This is a genomic window from Halobacillus amylolyticus, assembly GCF_022921115.1.
GTDB classification, from domain to species: Bacteria; Bacillota; Bacilli; order Bacillales; family Halobacillaceae; genus Halobacillus_A; species Halobacillus_A amylolyticus.
In genome coordinates this window covers 2,590,051-2,611,050 of sequence record NZ_CP095075.1, presented here as the reverse complement: position 1 = coordinate 2,611,050, position 21,000 = coordinate 2,590,051, and the positions used below count along the sequence as shown (strand labels likewise).

Genomic DNA, 21,000 nt, shown 5'->3' with positions numbered 1-21,000 from the left:
GAGACGACCGTTTACGTCCGCTGGGCTAAGTGAGCTCACGTAAAGGCTGTGGTTTTTCAACCTTGAAGAGAGATCGCTTAGAACATGAGGACTTGGGAGTCGGAGCTAGATTGTCAAACGTTAAAACATGATGTTGGTCTTGGATGTCTTATCCAGTTTTGAGGGTTTTCAAAAAAACTCTTGAAATTTCCCTGAAAGGGCAATATAATATATCTTGTCCTTGAAAATTAATAAGGTTTGGTGGCGAGAGCGAAGAGGTCACACCTGTTCCCATGCCGAACACAGCAGTTAAGCTCTTCAGCGCCGATGGTAGTCGGGTCGATCCCCGTGAGAGTAGGACGCCGCCAAGCTTTATTACATAATCCGGAGGATTAGCTCAGCTGGGAGAGCACTTGCCTTACAAGCAAGGGGTCGCAGGTTCGAGCCCTGCATCCTCCACCATGATTGCCGGCCTAGCTCAACTGGTAGAGCAACTGATTTGTAATCAGTAGGTTGGGGGTTCAAGTCCTCTGGCCGGCACCATTGATCGCTTTTTAAAATGATATATGAACGAGCAGTTTCACTGCCTTAATTTGCAACAAGACGAGCATCATTTTTAAACGTATGAGATTCACTTTTTATTAAGAGCCATTAGCTCAGCTGGTAGAGCATCTGACTTTTAATCAGAGGGTCGGAGGTTCGAGCCCTCCATGGCTCACCATGATTTGCGGGTGTGGTGGAATTGGCAGACACGCTAGATTTAGGATCTAGTGCTTCACGGCGTGGGGGTTCAAGTCCCTCCACCCGCATTATATGCGGAAGTAGTTCAGTGGTAGAACACCACCTTGCCAAGGTGGGGGTCGCGGGTTCGAATCCCGTCTTCCGCTCCATAATACTTAATAAGATTTAAAAGACCTAACAAACTTGTCAAGCCGGGGTGGCGGAATTGGCAGACGCACAGGACTTAAAATCCTGCGGTAGGTTTCTACCGTGCCGGTTCGAGTCCGGCCCTCGGCACCATAATATTATTTGCGCCCGTAGCTCAATTGGATAGAGCGTCTGACTACGGATCAGAAGGTTAGGGGTTCGACTCCTCTCGGGCGCGCCATTATTTTACGGGAAGTAGCTCAGCTTGGTAGAGCACTTGGTTTGGGACCAAGGGGTCGCAGGTTCGAATCCTGTCTTCCCGACCATTCTCTAACCATTATAATTTGGGGCCTTAGCTCAGCTGGGAGAGCGCCTGCTTTGCACGCAGGAGGTCAGCGGTTCGATCCCGCTAGGCTCCACCATTTTGATCTTTGAAAACTGAACGAACCAACCAGTACGTCAACATATTCTTTCTATTATATAGAGAGAATTCAAACAAGCACATTCGGTGTGCAAATGAGCAAGTCATTCTCAACTTTTATGGAGAGTTTGATCCTGGCTCAGGACGAACGCTGGCGGCGTGCCTAATACATGCAAGTCGAGCGCAGGAAGCAAGCAGATCCCCTTCGGGGGTGACGCTTGTGGAATGAGCGGCGGACGGGTGAGTAACACGTGGGCAACCTGCCTGTAAGATCGGAATAACTCCGGGAAACCGGGGCTAATGCCGGGTAATCCTTTCTCTCGCATGAGGGGAAGGTAAAAGATGGCTTCTGGCTATCACTTACAGATGGGCCCGCGGCGCATTAGCTAGTTGGTGAGGTAACGGCTCACCAAGGCAACGATGCGTAGCCGACCTGAGAGGGTGATCGGCCACACTGGGACTGAGACACGGCCCAGACTCCTACGGGAGGCAGCAGTAGGGAATCTTCCGCAATGGACGAAAGTCTGACGGAGCAACGCCGCGTGAACGATGAAGGTCTTCGGATCGTAAAGTTCTGTTGTTAGGGAAGAACAAGTACCGTTCGAACAGGGCGGTACCTTGACGGTACCTAACGAGGAAGCCCCGGCTAACTACGTGCCAGCAGCCGCGGTAATACGTAGGGGGCAAGCGTTGTCCGGAATTATTGGGCGTAAAGCGCGCGCAGGCGGTTCCTTAAGTCTGATGTGAAAGCCCACGGCTCAACCGTGGAGGGTCATTGGAAACTGGGGAACTTGAGGACAGAAGAGGAGAGTGGAATTCCACGTGTAGCGGTGAAATGCGTAGATATGTGGAGGAACACCAGTGGCGAAGGCGACTCTCTGGTCTGTCTCTGACGCTGAGGTGCGAAAGCGTGGGTAGCAAACAGGATTAGATACCCTGGTAGTCCACGCCGTAAACGATGAGTGCTAGGTGTTAGGGGGCTTCCACCCCTTAGTGCTGAAGTTAACGCATTAAGCACTCCGCCTGGGGAGTACGGCCGCAAGGCTGAAACTCAAAGGAATTGACGGGGGCCCGCACAAGCGGTGGAGCATGTGGTTTAATTCGAAGCAACGCGAAGAACCTTACCAGGTCTTGACATCCTTGGACCGCCCTAGAGATAGGGTCTTCCCTTCGGGGACCAAGTGACAGGTGGTGCATGGTTGTCGTCAGCTCGTGTCGTGAGATGTTGGGTTAAGTCCCGCAACGAGCGCAACCCCTAATCTTAGTTGCCAGCATTAAGTTGGGCACTCTAAGGTGACTGCCGGTGACAAACCGGAGGAAGGCGGGGATGACGTCAAATCATCATGCCCCTTATGACCTGGGCTACACACGTGCTACAATGGATGGTACAAAGGGCAGCGAAGCCGCGAGGTGTAGCAAATCCCATAAAACCATTCTCAGTTCGGATTGCAGGCTGCAACTCGCCTGCATGAAGCCGGAATCGCTAGTAATCGCGGATCAGCATGCCGCGGTGAATACGTTCCCGGGCCTTGTACACACCGCCCGTCACACCACGAGAGTTGGCAACACCCGAAGTCGGTGAGGTAACCTTTTTGGAGCCAGCCGCCGAAGGTGGGGCCAATGATTGGGGTGAAGTCGTAACAAGGTAGCCGTATCGGAAGGTGCGGCTGGATCACCTCCTTTCTAAGGAACTATGCAAGGCAACCCCTTTCTCTTACGAGAACACCGGGAAGCTGCCGCATACGGAAGACGTACATGGTTGGTTGTTCAGTTTTGAGAGATCAAACGATCTTTCAATGTGAACCTTGAAAACTGGATAAGATTAATCAGAACGTGGCGATCTTCTTTTGATAGAGGACGACACGGGATGACAAGACATCAAACATCAATTTTTTAACGTCTTTTCACGACGATAATAGTTAAGTGAATAAGGGCGCACGGTGGATGCCTTGGTACTAGGAGCCGATGAAGGACGGGACTAACACCGATATGCTTTGGGAAGCCGTAAGTAGGCTATGCACCGAAGATTTCCGAATGGGGAAACCCCCTGCTCGTAATGGAGCAGGATCCTTTACTGAATACATAGGTAAGGGAAGGCAGACCCGGGGAACTGAAACATCTCATTACCCGGAGGAAGAGAAAGCAAACGCGATTTCCCAAGTAGCGGCGAGCGAAACGGAATCAGCCCAAACCAGAAAGCTTGCTTTCTGGGGTTGTAGGACACTCCTTTGGAGTTACAAAAAAAGAGGATAGATGAATCGATCTGGAACGATCAGCCGGAGCAGGTAAGAGCCCTGTAGTCGACATCCTCTTTTCTCCGGAGTGGATCCTGAGTACGGCGGAACACGAGGAATTCCGTCGGAATCCGGGAGGACCATCTCCCAAGGCTAAATACTCCCTAGTAACCGATAGTGAACCAGTACCGTGAGGGAAAGGTGAAAAGCACCCCGGAAGGGGAGTGAAAGAGATCCTGAAACCGTGTGCCTACAAGTAGTCGGAGCCCATTGATGGGTGACGGCGTGCCTTTTGTAGAATGAACCGGCGAGTTACGACCGTCTGCAAGGTTAAGCTAAAGCAGCGGAGCCGCAGCGAAAGCGAGTCTGAATAGGGCGAAGCAGTAGGCGGTCGTAGACCCGAAACCGTGTGATCTACCCATGTCCAGGGTGAAGGTCAGGTAACACTGACTGGAGGCCCGAACCCACGCAAGTTGAAAATTGCGGGGATGAGGTGTGGGTAGGGGTGAAATGCCAATCGAACACGGAGATAGCTGGTTCTCTCCGAAATAGCTTTAGGGCTAGCCTCAGAATAGAAAGTCTTGGAGGTAGAGCACTGATTGGACGAGGGGCCCCTACCGGGTTACCGAATTCAGTCAAACTCCGAATGCCAACGACTTTGTTCTGGGAGTCAGACCATGGGTGATAAGGTTCATGGTCGAAAGGGAAACAGCCCAGACCGCCAGCTAAGGTCCCAAAGTGTGTGTTAAGTGGAAAAGGATGTGGAGTTGCTTAGACAACCAGGATGTTGGCTTAGAAGCAGCCATCATTGAAAGAGTGCGTAATAGCTCACTGGTCGAGTGACTCTGCGCCGAAAATATACCGGGGCTAAACACACCACCGAAGCTGCGGATTGATCCGAACGGATCAGTGGTAGGAGAGCGTTCTAAGGGCTGCGAAGTCAGACCGTAAGGACTGGTGGAGCGCTTAGAAGTGAGAATGCCGGTATGAGTAGCGAAAAAAGAGTGAGAATCTCTTTCACCGAAAGCCCAAGGTTTCCTGAGGAAGGCTCGTCCTCTCAGGGTTAGTCGGGACCTAAGCCGAGGCCGAAAGGCGTAGGCGATGGCCAACAGGTTGATATTCCTGTACCGCCTCCTTTCCGTTTGAACGACGGGGGGACGCAGGAGGATAAGGAGAGCGCACCACTGGATGTGTGCGTCCAAGCAGTAAGACGGTCGAGACAGGCAAATCCGCTCGGCAACGTCAAGCTGTGATGGGGAGGGAATTTAAGTACCGAAGCTCCTGATTTCACACTGCCAAGAAAATCCTCTAGTGAGGAAAGAGGCGCCCGTACCGCAAACCAACACAGGTAGGCGAGGAGAGAATCCTAAGGTGAGCGGGAGAACTCTCGTTAAGGAACTCGGCAAAATGACCCCGTAACTTCGGGAGAAGGGGTGCTCCTCTGCCGAGGAGCCGCAGTGAAAAGGCCCAAGCGACTGTTTACCAAAAACACAGGTCTCTGCGAAGCCGTAAGGCGAAGTATAGGGGCTGACACCTGCCCGGTGCTGGAAGGTTAAGGGGATGCGTTAGCGCTCTGCGCGAAGCGTTGAACCGAAGCCCCAGTAAACGGCGGCCGTAACTATAACGGTCCTAAGGTAGCGAAATTCCTTGTCGGGTAAGTTCCGACCCGCACGAAAGGTGCAACGACTTGGGCACTGTCTCAACGAGAGACCCGGTGAAATTATACTATGCGTGAAGATGCGCATTACCCGCGACAGGACGGAAAGACCCCGTGGAGCTTTACTGTAGCCTGATATTGAATGTTGGTACAGCTTGTACAGGATAGGTGGGAGCCTGAGAACCCGGAGCGCTAGCTTCGGTGGAGGCGCTGGTGGGATACCACCCTGGCTGTACGGACATTCTAACCCAGGACCGTGATCCGGTTCGGAGACAGTGTCAGGTGGGCAGTTTGACTGGGGCGGTCGCCTCCTAAAGAGTAACGGAGGCGCCCAAAGGTTCCCTCAGAATGGTTGGAAATCATTCGCAGAGTGTAAAGGCACAAGGGAGCTTGACTGCGAGACCTACAAGTCGAGCAGGGACGAAAGTCGGGCTTAGTGATCCGGCGGTACCGTATGGAAGGGCCGTCGCTCAACGGATAAAAGCTACCCCGGGGATAACAGGCTTATCTCCCCCAAGAGTCCACATCGACGGGGAGGTTTGGCACCTCGATGTCGGCTCATCGCATCCTGGGGCTGTAGTCGGTCCCAAGGGTTGGGCTGTTCGCCCATTAAAGCGGTACGCGAGCTGGGTTCAGAACGTCGTGAGACAGTTCGGTCCCTATCCGTCGTGGGCGTTGGAAATCTGAAAGGAGCTGTCCTTAGTACGAGAGGACCGGGATGGACACACCGCTGGTGTACCAGTTGTTCCGCCAGGAGCATCGCTGGGTAGCTACGTGTGGACGGGATAAGTGCTGAAAGCATCTAAGCATGAAGCCCCCTTGAGATGAGATTTCCCCTTACGCCAAGTAAGTAAGATTCCTCAGAGACGATGAGGTCGATAGGTCCGAGGTCGAAGCGTGGTGACACGTGAAGCTGACGGATACTAATCAATCGATGGCTTAACTATATTAAAAAGCGGAGACGACCGTTTACGTCCGCTGGGCTAAGTGAGCTCACGTAAAGGCTGTGGTTTTTCAACCTTGAAGAGAGATGACTTAGAACATGAGGACTTGGGAGTCGGAGCTAGATTGTCAAACGTTAAAACATGATGTTGGTCTTGGATGTCTTATCCAGTTTTGAGGGTTCACCTCATAACCCATGATGTGGTGGCGAGAGCGAAGAGGCCACACCTGTTCCCATGCCGAACACAGCAGTTAAGCTCTTCAGCGCCGATGGTAGTCGGGTCGATCCCCGTGAGAGTAGGACGCGGCCACGTCATTATATTGTAGTTAAACCGGAAGCATATGCTTCCGGTTTTTTACTATATAATAATATAAGTAGACACATTATTTCCTGAACAAAGGGTGGTGGTATTGGTATGGATGATTTTGATTTATTTAACGATAACTTAGATTTATTTTTTATTCGCTTATTTATTGCCTTACTTTTATCAGGGATTATAGGGTTTGAACGGGAGTTGAAAAATCATTCCGCAGGGTTTCGCACCCATATACTAGTCGGTATCGGTGCTTGTCTTATGATGCTTTTATCATTATATGGGTTTGAAGAATTTATTAGTAATCATGATAATGTCCGTTTTGACCCATCACGCCTCCCTTCCTACGTCATTAGTGGTATTGGCTTTTTAGGAGCTGGGACAATTATTGTTAACGGGATGACGATCCGTGGGCTTACGACAGCTGCTTCTATTTGGACGGTTGCTGGATTGGGATTAGTTGTTGGAGCTGGTATGTATGATGTTGCCGTACTTGCTACAATTTTAGTGCTACTGAGCCTTATCTTTTTAAATAATCTAGAGAAAAAGTACTTTAGTGGCTATTTCAAGAATTCCTACGTACTCCTGGCAGACGAAAGAATTGAAGCAAGTAAGTTACTTGAAATCTTTGATGAGCAAGGTATTTCACTTCAAAAAGTGGAGATAGAAAATTTAAATAATCGAACAAAAAACATTCTTATTCAAATTACTAAGGGACAGGAGATTAATGATACTTCCTTACTTGAACAGTTATCAAAAGTCGATAATGTCTTACAGGTTGAACAAAGAAGATAAAGAAAACTATACGAGAAATCGTATAGTTTTTTTGTTTTAACCTTTACCCGATTAGGGAATGATGAGAGGTGTAAACACACAAACATTTTATTTGCGAATGTGTTTAAAATGAGTATAATAAAATTATAGTCAAAGATAGTCAAAGTCAAAAGAGGGGGAGGGAAGATGCGGAATATATCCGACATCATAGAAGAGTATTTAAAGAATATTTTAAATGATAATGAGAAGAAAGCCATTGAAATTAAGCGAAGTGAGATTGCTGATCGGTTTCAATGTGTACCTTCACAAATTAATTATGTGATTAAAACACGTTTCACTGTGGAAAAAGGATATATAGTTGAAAGTAAACGCGGGGGCGGCGGTTATATTCGGATACGCCGTATTCAACATCGATCTGAAGCACAGATGATTGATGATATTATACATCTCATCCATCCAAAGGTTTCTCAATCTATAGCGATAGATATTATCGAGAGGTTACTTGAAAATAACAGTATCACAAGCCGTGAAGCACGTATGATGGTCAGTGCAATGGATCGTGAAGTTCTCGCTTTCCCCCTTCCTCTAAGGGACGAGGTCCGTTCAAGGATTCTTACGGCTATGCTATTCACCCTGAAATATACAAGCTAACATAGAAGGGAGAGAATGTTATGGAATGCCAACGATGCCATAACCGTCCTGCCACCGTTCATTTAACACAGTTAATGAACGGAGAAAAGACCGAAGTCCATGTTTGTGAAAAATGTGCGAAAGAAAAAGGATATATGCATGACCATGAAGAAAGCTTTACATTGAACGATTTATTGACAGGACTATTTAATTACGAACCAAAACAATCCTTTAATGGTCAGCAAATGGATGCTCAGCAGCAAAAAGAACAGCTTAAATGTCCGACATGTGGGTTAACTTTTCAGGAATTTGCCAGAGCTGGAAAGTTTGGTTGTGCAAAATGTTATGAGACATTTGACGAACGACTAAATCCAATTCTCCGCCGTGTGCATAGCGAAAATACACGCCATGATGGAAAGATCCCTAGGCGTGAAGGAGGTAACTTGCATCTTAGGCGTCAAATGGATCAATATAAATCTGAGCTTGTGCGGTTAATCGAACAAGAAGAATTCGAGGAAGCGGCCAAGATTAGAGATGAGATTCGCTCTTTGGATGACCAACTCCAGCAAAGAGAGGAGGGGGAGAGCTAATGTCATTACAGCAATTCATGAATGAAGCCATTAGTCCATGGATGAAACAAGATGGCCCGGATAGTGATATTGTTTTAAGCAGCCGTATTCGATTAGCGCGTAACTTCTCAAGCATTCCGTTTCCGACGATTTCTTCCGAAGATAATCTGGAAAAAGTATTAAATTTCTTCAATGGAGAATTTCGCAACGAGTCGTTTAGGGATTATAAAAATTTTGAAATAGTTAAAATGAATGATCTGCAGCCGATTGAGAAAAGGGTTCTTGTAGAGAAGCATTTGATTAGTCCGCATTTAACGAACAACTCAGTACACTCTGCTTCTCTAATTTCTCAAAATGAGCAGGTATCGATTATGATTAATGAAGAGGATCATATTCGCATACAGTTATATTTTCCAGGGTTCCAACTTGATAGGGCTTTAGAGCAGGCTTCACAGCTTGATGATTGGCTGGAGGAGAAGATTGATTATGCGTTTGATGAAAAACGCGGTTATCTTACTGCTTGCCCTACAAACGTGGGTACCGGGATGAGGGCATCGGTGATGATGCATCTTCCGGCTCTCGCCATGACCCAGCAGATTAACCGAATGACCCCTGCCATTAACCAGCTTGGTTTAGTCGTTCGAGGAATTTATGGGGAAGGCAGTGAGGCAGTAGGCAGTATTTTTCAAATATCAAACCAAATAACACTAGGGAAATCTGAAGAAGATATCGTAGAGGATCTCCATAGTGTAGTAAAACAACTGATTGATCAGGAGCGAAGGGCAAGACAAGCATTGATGCATCGCTCAGGCATACAGCTTGAGGATCGAATTTTTCGCTCGTATGGTGTTTTAAAGTATGGTCGAATCATAGAGTCTAAAGAGGCCGCTAAATGTTTATCCGACCTTAGGCTGGGTATTGATCTTGGATTTATCGATCATGTGCCAAAAACCATCCTCAATGAGTTGATGGTACTAACACAACCTGGATTTCTACAGCAGTATGCGAAAGAAACATTGTCCCCGTCCGAGCGAGATATTAGAAGGGCTTCACTCATTCGTGAAAGACTACAATTAGAAAATAAAGAATAAATGCAAGGAGGTTGTATCCATGATGTTTGGACGATTTACTGAACGCGCACAAAAGGTACTTGCTTTAGCACAAGAAGAAGCGGTTCGATTAGGTCATAATAACATTGGAACAGAGCATATTTTATTAGGATTAGTAAGTGAAGGAGAGGGAATTGCTGCTAAATCTTTAACAGCTTTAAGCCTCGAGTCAAGTAAGATTCAGCAAGAAGTGGAAAAATTAATTGGTAAAGGTGAAAAAGTATCACAAACGATACACTATACTCCACGTGCAAAAAAAGTGATCGAATTATCGATGGATGAAGCCCGCAAGCTAGGTCATTCCTATGTGGGTACAGAGCACATTCTGCTTGGCCTTATTCGTGAAGGAGAGGGTGTTGCAGCTCGTGTGTTAAACAATTTAGGTGTCAGCTTAAATAAGGCCCGCCAACAAGTATTACAACTCCTTGGCAATAATGAATCAACTGGCGGTCAGAACCGCCGTGGCGGCAGTGGTGGTGCCCAGCCAGCCAATGCGAATACACCGACTCTTGATTCACTGGCACGTGATTTAACTGCTATTGCTAAAGAAGGCAACATCGATCCAGTGATTGGGCGTAGCAAGGAAATAGAGCGAGTCATCCAAGTGTTAAGTCGTCGTACAAAGAATAACCCGGTCCTTGTCGGGGAGCCTGGTGTAGGTAAAACGGCGATTGCTGAAGGCTTAGCCCAACAAATCATGAACAATGAAATACCAGAGATTTTGCGCGATAAACGAGTCATGACACTGGACATGGGGACCGTTGTGGCAGGCACGAAATACCGTGGAGAATTTGAGGACCGATTGAAAAAGGTAATGGAGGAGATTCGCCAGGCGGGGAATATCATCCTATTCATTGATGAACTCCATACTTTAATTGGTGCAGGTGGTGCGGAAGGAGCGATTGATGCTTCTAATATTCTAAAACCTTCCCTTGCACGCGGTGAACTGCAATGTATTGGTGCCACAACGCTAGACGAATATAAAAAGTATATTGAGAAGGATGCAGCGCTTGAACGCCGTTTCCAACCGATTCAAGTAGGTGAACCAACACTCGAAGAATCTGTTCAAATTTTAAAAGGGCTGCGTGACCGTTATGAAGCTCACCATAGAGTGTCAATTACAGATGAATCTATTGAATCTGCAGTTCGTTTCTCAGATCGTTATATTTCTGACCGCTTCCTTCCGGATAAAGCGATTGACTTAATTGATGAAGCGGCATCAAAAGTTCGCCTTCGCTCTTATACAGCACCGCCAAACTTAAAAGAGCTTGAACAGAAGCTTGAAGAAGTGCGGAAAGAAAAAGATGCAGCCGTGCAAAGTCAAGAATTTGAAAAGGCGGCATCACTAAGAGATAATGAGCAGCATTTACGTGATGAACTCGATCAGACTAAGGATGAATGGAAAGAAAAGCAAGGCCAAGAGGATTCAGAGGTCACTGTTGAGGATATAGCATCCATTGTATCGACATGGACAGGTGTTCCTGTGGAAAAAATGACAAAGGATGAGAGTGAGCGGCTGCTGCATTTAGAGGATACTCTTCATAACCGCATCATTGGTCAGGAAGAAGCAGTTCGAGCGATATCTAAAGCGATTCGTCGTGCTCGCGCGGGTCTAAAAGATCCGAAACGTCCGATTGGCTCATTTATTTTCTTAGGGCCTACAGGTGTAGGTAAAACTGAACTTGCTCGTGCGTTGGCTGAGAGTATGTTTGGTGAAGAAGATGCAATGATTCGTATCGATATGTCCGAATATATGGAGAAGCACAGCACGTCTCGACTTGTAGGTTCACCTCCAGGCTATGTGGGTTATGATGAAGGTGGTCAGCTCACTGAGAAAGTACGGAATAAACCATATTCTGTTATCCTGCTGGACGAAGTTGAGAAGGCCCACCCTGAAGTATTTAACATTCTTCTACAAGTGCTTGAGGACGGCCGCTTAACTGATTCTAAAGGACGTGTTATTGACTTCCGCAATACCGTTCTGATCATGACATCTAACGTTGGTGCGCAAGAACTTAAGAGAAATAAATATCTTGGATTTTCTATGGACGATTCAGGTCAGGACTACAAGGATATGAAGTCTAAAGTCACTGATGAGTTGAAGAAAGCATTTCGTCCAGAGTTCCTAAATAGAATTGATGAAACGATTGTCTTCCACTCTCTAGAGAAGAAGCATATGAAAGATATCGTAACCTTGATGGCAGAACATTTAAGAAAACGATTATTAGATCAAGAGATCGACTTTACTTTAACTGAAAAAGCTATCGAGCATATTGCAGAAGAAGGCTTCGATCCGGAGTACGGGGCAAGACCTTTGCGCCGCTCCATTCAGAAAAACGTTGAGGACCTTTTATCTGAAGAGTTGTTAAAAGAGAAGATTCAAAAAGGCCAAAAGGTTAAAATTGACGTAAATGACGATAAGGAATTTACGGTTCATGTTCAACAAGAAGCAAAATAAGGCTGTAAATTTGAAGAAAATATGAATGTTTTACAATCGGAAGGTATTTGCCTTCCGATTTTTTTCTGTATCGTCTATGCTTTTAGTAAGAAGAGTTTAATATAATTGATACCAATATGAAACTTTTTCACAATGTTTATCGTATAGAATAGTAAGAGAGGGGACGATTCCCTTGGCAAAAAGAAAGACAAAGTTTGTATGTCAGGAATGTGGTTATGAAACTCCGAAATGGATGGGGAAATGTCCAGGCTGCCATCAGTGGAATACGCTAGTGGAGGAAGTATCAGCCACAGCCTCAAACTCTCGGCATGTATTTCAAACCAATTCTTCATCATCGGCTAAGCCTGAAAAGATTACAGCGATTAAATCAGAGAAAGAACCGCGTCTTGCTACAGATATGCCTGAATTAAACCGAGTGCTCGGCGGAGGTATTGTTGCTGGATCTTTGGTTTTGATTGGTGGTGATCCGGGAATTGGGAAGTCAACATTACTTCTCCAAGTTTCCGCGCAAATTGCTAATAAACAACTCCCTGTTTTATATATTTCAGGTGAGGAATCATCTCGTCAAACAAAGCTGCGTGCTGAACGCCTCGGAATTCAGTCCGAAGAGCTTTATGTACTATCAGAAACCAATCTGCATGATGTGGTAAGTCAAATAGAAGCGATTGATCCAAAGTTTGTAGTGATTGATTCCATTCAAACTATATTTAAAGAGGATGTCACTTCGGCCCCAGGAAGTGTATCGCAAGTACGGGAATGCACAAGCCAGCTGATGAGAATAGCAAAAAGTAAAGGCATCCCGATTTTTATTGTCGGTCATGTGACAAAAGAAGGCTCAATTGCGGGGCCGCGGTTACTTGAACATATGGTCGATGCTGTCCTTTATTTTGAAGGAGAAAGACATCATACCTTTCGCATTTTACGCAGTGTTAAGAACCGAATGTTTTTAAACGTATAGATGGTAAACGTTATATAAAAAAGTATTATCAAAAATCCTTTGATCTGACAGGGGTTATGTTGTATTATTAAAGTGTCTAAATTTTAGAAAATATTAAACAGTTAAACTGTTAGTGTTAAGGGATGAGATTGAAGTTAATAATTTTTAAACGTTTGGAGGGACTGTTGTGGAAGATAATTTGACGTTAGTTGGGGATGCGGGAGTAATACATAAATGTAATAAAGTTGAGTTTCAACAAAAGGTATTAACTATAGTAGAAGATGAAGGTTTATTACGTCATTTTATGTTTATCGTATTAAGAAGTAATTCAAGTAAGTCAATGAAAGTAACAGGATACAGTAATTATTTTATCAAGGAACTGAACTCGGCAAGTTTGGATACATTAAAATATCACGCTAAGATTGTTGTAAGGTTTTTAAACTATATATTTTTTGAAAAAAGTAACAAGTATAAAATTAAGGATATTAAGGATTTAACAATAGAATATGGAAATCATTTTTTAAGAGATTACGGTCAAGGAGTGATAGGCAACAAAAAGAAGACGGAATCGACTGTAGAGAAAGCAGAACAAGTATTAAACCGATTTTATAGATACATATTTAACGAGATAAAAGGGATGAGTTACATAAAGGAAAGAGACTTTCTAATTAACTCTAATATTTACTCTACCCAACAAAGAAAGTTTAGAAGTAAATCATATGCTGCTACAAAATCTCTGTTCACAATTATATCTTCCAATTATATTCCTCCCCAACGTATTAAACATATCCCTGCTTACATACTACAAGAAATTTTAAAAACTTGTGATCTTCATTACTATCGTCACCTAAAGCTTGCAATATGTTTACAGGCTTTTGGTGGATTGAGGAGAGGGGAAGTCTGCAATGTGTCAAGGAATTCAATTAACTACCGTGTATATGGTGAGAAGTTAGGTTGGTTTACAGTTAATCTAAAAGAAAAAGTTCAGTTAAGAACTGATGGTAAAGATGTCGGCGGAATAAAAAGAAAGCGCATTCAGCCCGTACATCCTATTTTTTTAGATTTATTTCAAGATGTATATATACAGCATATGGGTTTAATCAATAATGTTAAGCATCCTTATGGGGCTGTGTTTCTCAATCGTGATGGTGATGCTATGCTAGATAGCAGTTATTCCAGTTCATTTAAAAAAATTATGAATTTAACCTTAGAACGGCTCAGCAAAAAAGCTGACTTTAAAAGCTCAAGCGAAGCAAAATTGCTTATGTCAGGGAGAATAGGTACACATATACTTAGGCATTTTTTTACCCAATTTATAGCAGAATTAGAGACAACTCGAAACCCTATAGAAGTGGCATACTGGCGAGGAGATAGTTCATTAGATTCAGCTATTAGTTATTATGCTCAAAACCCAGTTATTGATGAAAAGATAAAGTTTGTACAAGAAAAGGTATTTAAAGATATTCTCTAGGTCAAGGCCCCCTAGGAGGTTTGAGTAATGAATAATGAATCCGAAGTAGAGAAGTATTATTCTCTAAAAGAAGCGAGCGAAGTTTTAAATGCAAGAGTTCAGCAATTGAAAACACTCATTTCCCAAGGTCGGCTTAAGAATTATAAATTTGGCCATAAAACATATTTAGGCAAAAAAGAAATTGATAATATATCTTCTCTTTTAAAGGATACATATAGCTTTAGAGAGTTATTATCGATTGTAAGGGATGAAATGAATCACGATAATTTTGAACCTAGTACTTTGAAATACTATATAATAAATAACTTTGAATTAACCTCTAACCCAATAAATGGAAAGGACTATCGTTTCTATAAAGCGGATAAGCTTGAACTCATCCAAGTCATAAAGAATAAATATAAAGTGGTGAAACGAGGAAGCGAAACAATAAGTGATTTCCTTGCTGAAAACAAATCACTTATAAACGTAATTAATACAATCGATTTCAACGGTTTTTATGACTTTAATTTTTTGCGCGAATTTATAAAAACCAATTACTATAATAGTCTTGTAACTTACCTAAAGGCTTTAAAGCATATTTTCAATGTTTGTCCGGAAAATGACGTTCTGTTGTATTCTACAAACGACTTGGATAACATTTATATTCGCAAGGAAGATTTAAGTATAATTAAGGACTACTACGATAGCATAAACAACTTTAATAAAGAGGACTATTATACAAAAGCGGAAGTACAAAAGATGTTTGATTTAGGCAACACAGATAGAATTGCTAAGCTTTCAAATGCAGAAAAGGTAAGAGGTATGTGGTACTTTGATAAAGAGGCTATAAATAAAACCAAAAAGCTGAAAGAAGAAACAATACTCAAAGGAGATGCTAGAAGTTATTATGGCGTTCCCCAAACCACGTTCTCGAGATTGTTAAAAAAATTATCTATCAAGGTTATCCCAGGTGAAGAAAATCCTTTAGCACCAGCAGACCTTTTATATGTAAAGGATTTATCAATTATTGAACAGCACCTTACACGAAAAAAGAGGTTAGATAATGCATCCTCATTATTTGATAAGTTTCAAATAGAGGTTGAAGATGTACAACCTTCTTTCCCCATTCCCGAAACCCTCAAAGCATATAATGAATTTTTAATTGGCCGTTTCAAGAAAACTCGAAGCAAATACGTTTACACAAATCAGGTAAACACTTATCGAGCAATTATACCCCATTTAGAAAAGGAGATTATGAACCATAATACGGATGAACTTCTTAAATTAATGCAAAGCATCTCACAAAAGGTAGCGAGACGAGAATTCTCCTATTTTTTAGATTATTGTAAAACCAACTATTTAACAAAATACGAGGAAACGATTAAAGTATCTCTACTTAAAAATGCCGAAAAAAGGGACATCTCAAGCTACTCATTCGATCAGTGGACAAAGTTTGGACTAATTTTATTTGCAAACGATGAAGAACTGATAGAGGATGCAGTAAATTACCGTACAAATGCTATGGTGTGGCTTTATTGTGCTATGCACTACATTTGTGCTTGGAGAACGAGTGACCTGTTGAAGATACCTATGCCCTCTTTAGAGTCTGTATTGGGTATGAGTGCTGGGGGCGTAATAAGATGTATTAAATCTAGAAATTTTACAACGGAAATGGCTCAGAAAGTAGTAAATAACGTTCTATTGCAAGTTAAGGTATTTGATATAAAACCCCAAAAGACACGTAAGAAAAGTAAGCAACACTTAAAGTTGGCTATTGGAGAAAGCTATGTTTATAAAATTGGAATGCTTATAGCTTTATGCGAGGCGCATAGGGTTAAAGCAAAGGATACAAAATTAAGTAGAGTTAATGATACTACCATACTGACTAATATTGTAACTAAGAGAAATAATCATACTAATTTCTTCGGTAATAGGTATAATGAGATTTTTGGAGATGGTACTTTTCTTAACAATCGTGCAAATAAAACATACTTAAATACAGTGCAGAATGTAAGTTCATCTCAAAATTGGGGCCAAGGTTATGATTTAGCAGCTATCATAAGAGGGCATCGTAAAGATGCAAAGGGTATTGCTCAAACCACCCAGACTTACCTTGAGTCTATTAATAGGGATAGTGACGTGGATAAAATAACCCAGGCACTCTTGGAAAGAGGTAGTTTCGGTTTTATGTCACACCTACTGTTAAAAATGTTTACTAATGAAAACGATACACAATACGAAACATTAGATATGCAAAACCAGAACAAACAACTACAAAGTTTAATAGATATGAAACCATCTCAAATAGAAATGCTAGTTAAAGGGATAACGGAGTATCGCAGCCGTATAAATCAGGTTTATATGGATTTGATTCAAAGTAAAAAAGAGGATATCAAAGGTGTATTACAAAAAATCAGTTTAGGGGAAACTCCTTCTAAAATGGAGTATTCCCAATGTTTATTCAAAACAATTAATAGAACGGGGTGTATTTATCCTTCAAGGGAGAATTGTATAGGATGTGAATATGCTATGAATGAAACCTACTTTTTAATAGAGTTCAACAAAAGGCTTACTGAACTATTCGACAACCTTAGAAATGCCCAGTATGAATTTGATAAAAAACGCTATACCCATACTTTGTTTTATGTGTATCTACCTGTTTTACAAGAGGCAATTTCCTTTTTTGGAAAGGATAGGACGCGTTCATTTATTAAAGTTTCTAAGCAAGAAATAGTAGATCTCCAACAGAAAATGATAATGGGGTGAAGTTGTATGTACGTTGAACAAAGTATTAAAGAATCTAACATTGCTGTTGTACAACTGACTGATTATTATTCAATGAAGAATAGTGATGTAATAGAAACTTTTAACTTATTTTGTAGAAAGGAAGTTATACAAGCATCCTCATTTGAAGATAGAGTCTGGAAACTAAACAATGAAAAAAATGAAAGAGTATTTAATTTTGATATTGACGAGGTTCAGTATCAAAAAGTTAAAGAGAGTCTTAAATTACCTACCTATAAAGATATTATCAATGCTTTAAAGGCTTTTATTTTATTAAAACTTGATAACAATGCGATCGAAGGTCTTTGTGACTTGTTAAATCTACTGAAAAAGGTGATAACTGAAACAAACTTTTTCGACATAGAATTGAAAAAGGAGTTAAGTATTAAAAGGATTGAAGAAAATAATCAGTACTATACTCATCTAACATCCTTGATTGATTTTCTGGATTACTCACCTTTCAATAACGTTGAGGAATACTTAGACCTCCTTTATTTTCAGTCTGACTCCTATTGGAAACATAATTTAAATACCCGATCTTTTAACCAAAGGGAAATAGGGAATTTTAGAAGTGTTTTTGAATTAGGATTTGTGTTAGATACATTTTGGGAAACTTGTAGCTCTGAAGAAAAAGAAAAATTTTTCCCGATTAGATTATGGTGGGAAATCACCACAACAATACCTATACGAGTTGCAGAATTTGCCCTAACTCCATATGATTGCTTAAAGAAAAAGGATGGTGGTTACTTTCTAGTGGTGAGGAGAACAAAATTAAAAGGAAGTTCATCTAAGATAAAGCATAAAGTGGAAGAAGACTATGAGTTACAAGAAATAAGAATTAATCAAAAACTCTATCGTTTAATAAAAGAGTATCGTGATATGGTTGATGAATATGATATGATTCCTGATTTTTACTACAAAGGTTACCAGTTCTCAGGAAAAAGGCGATATCTTCTTTCGTATAGAGCATATTTTAAACATTTACATTATAAAGGAATAAAAAGAAATAGATCTAAGTTTCTTGACTTTTTTCATATGTCCCACCTTAATCATTTACTCAAGTGTTTTTATAATGAAGTTGTAGGTGGTAAATTCAACTATGAAATAGTTCCTAAAGGGACGAAAGATGATATATATTCGTTCCAAATTGAATTTACTAACTTGATGGATACACGTCATTTTGCTTTTATAAATATGGTACTGAATGATGTTGAACCTCTTCTGATAAAACAAATTTCTGGGCATAGCTCCATTTCGAGCAGTTATCATTACTATAGCCACGTAGACAAATTTGTAGAATGCTATACCTACAATATGGCTAAAAGAATGGCTAAGAAAAAGCAAGTTGATGAAGGTAATTCTATAATTGATGTTAGACGGGTGAAACATTCCGAAGTATCTTTTAAAAAGGTTTTTGATTCTAATTATGAGGATGCAGCAGAAAATCATATAGATATTCAAAAAGGTAAATGCTCTTCTCAGCAAGAGCAATTTGAGGATTGTATGAAAGTAGATAACGATTGTTACGTATGCCCTTATTTCCATCCAAATGAAACAATGGCCGAACAAAGTATTAGGGATAAGATATCGAAGAACCAAAATTCGATCTCTACCGAATCATTAGCTCTTAAAGAGCTGGTAATGAGATACAGCCAAAATCAGAACTTCAATGAGGATTATAGACTAAAGATGAATCGAATCAAAATGATGGCCAATCAGAATGCAACAATGTTAAGCGAGCACTATTTTCAGGGAGAGGTAAGCCTTGGCAAATGAACTGAAATTTACGACGGATGAGTTGTTTGATATTATTCATAAGTTTTTTCAGGATAAAAAGCATTTAGGTGAGAAAATGACATTTAGCAGCTTAGCACGATACGCTGACAAGGAACTTCATATCCAGGGTATAAAATATTATCACTTCTCCAGAAAAAAGGAAATTAGTGATAAAGTTAGAGAATATAATGAGTCCCTTCAAGAAGAATCTATTGAATATGCCGCTGATAATAGTTATTTTGCTACATTAGATGTTAAAGAATTTATTAAAAGCAATGGTTCAAATCCTGATAGATTAGCATTCTACTTAAACAACCTTCAAGTAATGCATAAAAAGCTTTATGACAGAACAATTGACGCAGAATTTAAAGTCAAAGAGTTAGAAGTGAAACTTGCGGATGCTATTGAGACAAAAGATAAATACAAAAAGAAAAATAAAAATTTAAAACTTGATGCTAACAAAATGAAAGAAGAGATTAAAGCTTATAAAGAGGCCTTAGATATCAAAGAAGAAAGACAACTTATCGATGCATTAAATTCCACTGAGCTGTATGTAATTGAAAACTCCGAAGATGAGTTAGTGAATAACAGTCAAGAAAGCATAAAAGAATTAGATGAAACGAATGGGAAAAATATAGAAAAATTATTGGAACAATATGATGATATATTCGACTGAGGAAGTGACACAGTGAAGAAGAAAAAAAATGTTTTTGTTTGTACAGATTGTGGACATCAACATCCAAAGTGGCAAGGCTTTTGTAACTCTTGTCAAGCTAGAGGATCCTTGCAAGAGCAAGAAATTGGTGGAACACAATCGGGTGATAGATATAAAGCCTCAAAAAGAAATACACCTGTTAAAAGGCTTTCAGAAACTAGTTCTGTGAAGAGTGACAGGTTAAAAACAAATATAAGTGAATTCAACAGAGTAATGGGTGATGGAATAGTTAAGGATTCCCTAAGCATTATTACAGCTGAACCTGGTGCAGGTAAATCTACATTGCTACTACAAGTAAGCCAAGATGTAGCAAAGCAAGGTTATAAGGTCCTTTATGCTTCTGGGGAAGAAAGTGAAAGTCAAATTAAACAAAGAGCAGAAAGAATTCTTGGGGATATTGAAGAAGATATTTGGATCTATTCTGATACAAATATGAATAATGTTCTAGGGATTATTGAAGACATTGATCCTGACGTTATTATCATTGATAGTATTCAAACCTTTATGCTTGAGGAGTTTGATTCAAGGCCTGGAAGCCCAACCCAAACTATGGAATGTGCTAATGCAATTTTAAAAGTGGCAAAGAACCCAAACAATCCACGTGCTGCGTTTATGGTAGGTCAAATGACAAAGGACAATGAGTTGGCAGGATTACGTGCTTTAGAGCATTTAGTGGATACAGTACTTATTCTAGATGGTGAAAATGGAGAAGAACTAAAACAGCTATCAGCATCGAAGAATCGATATGGAAGTACTGGTGAGATAGGTTTTTTTAGTATGGAAGAGGATGGTTTAAGGGATATAAAAAACCCTTCTGAGTATTTTATGACTCAAAGAGATGAGGCTGAACTTGTTAGTGGTAGTGCTTTAACAGTTATTAAAGAAGGAACACGGCCCATTATTGTTGAAGTGGAAAGCCTTGTATCAACCACCTTTACTCCTTACCCTGCCAGGATTGGGGAGTGTATGCGCAGGGATCATTTAAACACTCTTGTCTCTATCTTAGAACAAAGAGCTGAAATTGAACTCATAACGAAAAATGTTGTAATCAAGACTACCGGTGGTATTCGTTTGAAAGAACAATCTTCAAATTTGGCTGTAATAATGAGTATTGTTTCCTCCTACAAAGATAAGGGTATTCCCAATGATACTGTTTTTGTGGCTGACATAGGGTTGACGGGTGAACTAAAAAAGGTACCTACCATAGAAACTAGGATAAAAGAACTCGAAAGAATGGGATTTAAGAGAGTTTTTGTTGCCCGTGATGCTGTCCGAGACACTTCCGCATTTAAAAGTATAAATGTACTTCCCTGTCGTACGCTTATGGATGTAATACAAAAGACATTTATAGATGAGTTGCCATTTTAGGGCTGTATTAATAACT

Annotated in this window: 10 protein-coding genes, 9 tRNA genes, 4 rRNA genes and 1 pseudogene; all 24 read left to right on the top strand. The window is 41.3% G+C overall.

The features are described 5' to 3' along the window. Nucleotides 1-236: 236 nt before the first annotated feature. The 24 genes and pseudogenes from rrf (MUO15_RS13530) to radA (MUO15_RS13415) all read left to right on the top strand — a co-directional run bounded on the left by rrf (MUO15_RS13530) (nt 237) and on the right by radA (MUO15_RS13415) (nt 20,984). Nucleotides 237-350 (top strand): 5S ribosomal RNA (rrf, locus tag MUO15_RS13530). A 15-nt stretch (nt 351-365) separates the two neighbouring features. Continuing rightward, nucleotides 366-441, top strand: a tRNA-Val gene (locus tag MUO15_RS13525). A gap of 5 nt (nt 442-446) precedes the next feature. Beyond that, nucleotides 447-522: transfer RNA gene (locus MUO15_RS13520), tRNA-Thr, on the top strand. 102 nt (nt 523-624) lie between these two features. Continuing rightward, nucleotides 625-700 (top strand) — tRNA-Lys (locus MUO15_RS13515). 6 nt (nt 701-706) lie between these two features. Next, nucleotides 707-788: transfer RNA gene (locus MUO15_RS13510), tRNA-Leu, on the top strand. Nucleotides 789-794: 6 nt separating this feature from the next. Continuing rightward, nucleotides 795-869 (top strand) — tRNA-Gly (locus tag MUO15_RS13505). A gap of 41 nt (nt 870-910) precedes the next feature. Continuing rightward, nucleotides 911-999 (top strand) — tRNA-Leu (locus tag MUO15_RS13500). 11 nt (nt 1,000-1,010) lie between these two features. Beyond that, a tRNA-Arg gene (locus tag MUO15_RS13495) sits at nt 1,011-1,087 on the top strand. A gap of 8 nt (nt 1,088-1,095) precedes the next feature. After that, nucleotides 1,096-1,172, top strand: a tRNA-Pro gene (locus MUO15_RS13490). Between the two features lie 20 nt (nt 1,173-1,192). After that, nucleotides 1,193-1,268 (top strand) — tRNA-Ala (locus MUO15_RS13485). Nucleotides 1,269-1,383: 115 nt separating this feature from the next. Continuing rightward, nucleotides 1,384-2,950 (top strand): 16S ribosomal RNA (locus tag MUO15_RS13480). Between the two features lie 234 nt (nt 2,951-3,184). After that, nucleotides 3,185-6,105, top strand: a 23S ribosomal RNA gene (locus tag MUO15_RS13475). 195 nt (nt 6,106-6,300) lie between these two features. After that, nucleotides 6,301-6,414: ribosomal RNA gene (rrf, locus tag MUO15_RS13470) — 5S ribosomal RNA — on the top strand. The 16S, 23S and 5S rRNA genes sit together here with 9 tRNA genes alongside, the layout of an rRNA operon. Before the next feature lie 102 nt (nt 6,415-6,516). Next, complete coding sequence (locus MUO15_RS13465) at nt 6,517-7,209, top strand: MgtC/SapB family protein (RefSeq protein ID WP_245029890.1); 693 nt, start codon at nt 6,517-6,519, stop codon at nt 7,207-7,209. A 165-nt stretch (nt 7,210-7,374) separates the two neighbouring features. Then, a complete protein-coding gene (locus tag MUO15_RS13460; protein WP_245029888.1) occupies nt 7,375-7,839 on the top strand; it encodes a CtsR family transcriptional regulator in 465 nt (154 codons plus the stop codon). A gap of 20 nt (nt 7,840-7,859) precedes the next feature. Then, nucleotides 7,860-8,408 carry a protein-arginine kinase activator protein McsA gene (locus MUO15_RS13455; protein ID WP_245029886.1) on the top strand — a complete coding sequence of 183 codons (549 nt, stop codon included), beginning with the start codon at nt 7,860-7,862 and terminating at the stop codon, nt 8,406-8,408. Continuing rightward, complete coding sequence (locus MUO15_RS13450) at nt 8,408-9,478, top strand: protein-arginine kinase McsB (protein ID WP_245029884.1); 1,071 nt, start codon at nt 8,408-8,410, stop codon at nt 9,476-9,478. Before MUO15_RS13455 ends, MUO15_RS13450 begins: the two co-directional genes overlap by 1 nt. Nucleotides 9,479-9,497: 19 nt before the next feature. Next, a complete protein-coding gene (clpC, locus tag MUO15_RS13445; RefSeq protein ID WP_245029882.1) occupies nt 9,498-11,954 on the top strand; it encodes an ATP-dependent protease ATP-binding subunit ClpC in 2,457 nt (818 codons plus the stop codon). A 172-nt stretch (nt 11,955-12,126) separates the two neighbouring features. After that, nucleotides 12,127-12,894 (top strand): annotated as a pseudogene (radA, locus tag MUO15_RS13440) (DNA repair protein RadA); the annotation flags it as partial. Between the two features lie 184 nt (nt 12,895-13,078). Continuing rightward, nucleotides 13,079-14,362 (top strand): site-specific integrase, encoded by a 1,284-nt coding sequence (locus MUO15_RS13435; RefSeq protein WP_245029880.1) that lies wholly within the window; start codon nt 13,079-13,081, stop codon nt 14,360-14,362. A gap of 27 nt (nt 14,363-14,389) precedes the next feature. Next, nucleotides 14,390-17,107 (top strand): hypothetical protein, encoded by a 2,718-nt coding sequence (locus MUO15_RS13430; RefSeq protein ID WP_245029878.1) that lies wholly within the window; start codon nt 14,390-14,392, stop codon nt 17,105-17,107. Between the two features lie 6 nt (nt 17,108-17,113). Then, complete coding sequence (locus MUO15_RS13425; protein WP_245029876.1) at nt 17,114-18,901, top strand: hypothetical protein; 1,788 nt, start codon at nt 17,114-17,116, stop codon at nt 18,899-18,901. Then, nucleotides 18,891-19,577 (top strand): hypothetical protein, encoded by a 687-nt coding sequence (locus MUO15_RS13420; RefSeq protein WP_245029868.1) that lies wholly within the window; start codon nt 18,891-18,893, stop codon nt 19,575-19,577. The genes MUO15_RS13425 and MUO15_RS13420 overlap by 11 nt, the downstream gene beginning before the upstream one ends. 12 nt (nt 19,578-19,589) lie before the next feature. Next, nucleotides 19,590-20,984: a DNA repair protein RadA gene (gene radA / locus MUO15_RS13415; protein WP_245029866.1), complete on the top strand. Its 1,395-nt coding sequence runs from the start codon at nt 19,590-19,592 to the stop codon at nt 20,982-20,984. Nucleotides 20,985-21,000: the final 16 nt, after the last annotated feature.

Excerpts from the sequence above, each read along its gene's own strand:
- MUO15_RS13465 (WP_245029890.1), top strand. The coding sequence starts at position 6,517 with ATGGATGATTTTGATTTATTTAACGATAACTTAGATTTATTTTTTATT.
- MUO15_RS13460 (WP_245029888.1), top strand. The coding sequence starts at position 7,375 with ATGCGGAATATATCCGACATCATAGAAGAGTATTTAAAGAATATTTTA.
- MUO15_RS13455 (WP_245029886.1), top strand. The coding sequence starts at position 7,860 with ATGGAATGCCAACGATGCCATAACCGTCCTGCCACCGTTCATTTAACA.
- MUO15_RS13450 (WP_245029884.1), top strand. The coding sequence starts at position 8,408 with ATGTCATTACAGCAATTCATGAATGAAGCCATTAGTCCATGGATGAAA.
- clpC (WP_245029882.1), top strand. The coding sequence starts at position 9,498 with ATGATGTTTGGACGATTTACTGAACGCGCACAAAAGGTACTTGCTTTA.
- MUO15_RS13430 (WP_245029878.1), top strand. The coding sequence starts at position 14,390 with ATGAATAATGAATCCGAAGTAGAGAAGTATTATTCTCTAAAAGAAGCG.
- MUO15_RS13425 (WP_245029876.1), top strand. The coding sequence starts at position 17,114 with ATGTACGTTGAACAAAGTATTAAAGAATCTAACATTGCTGTTGTACAA.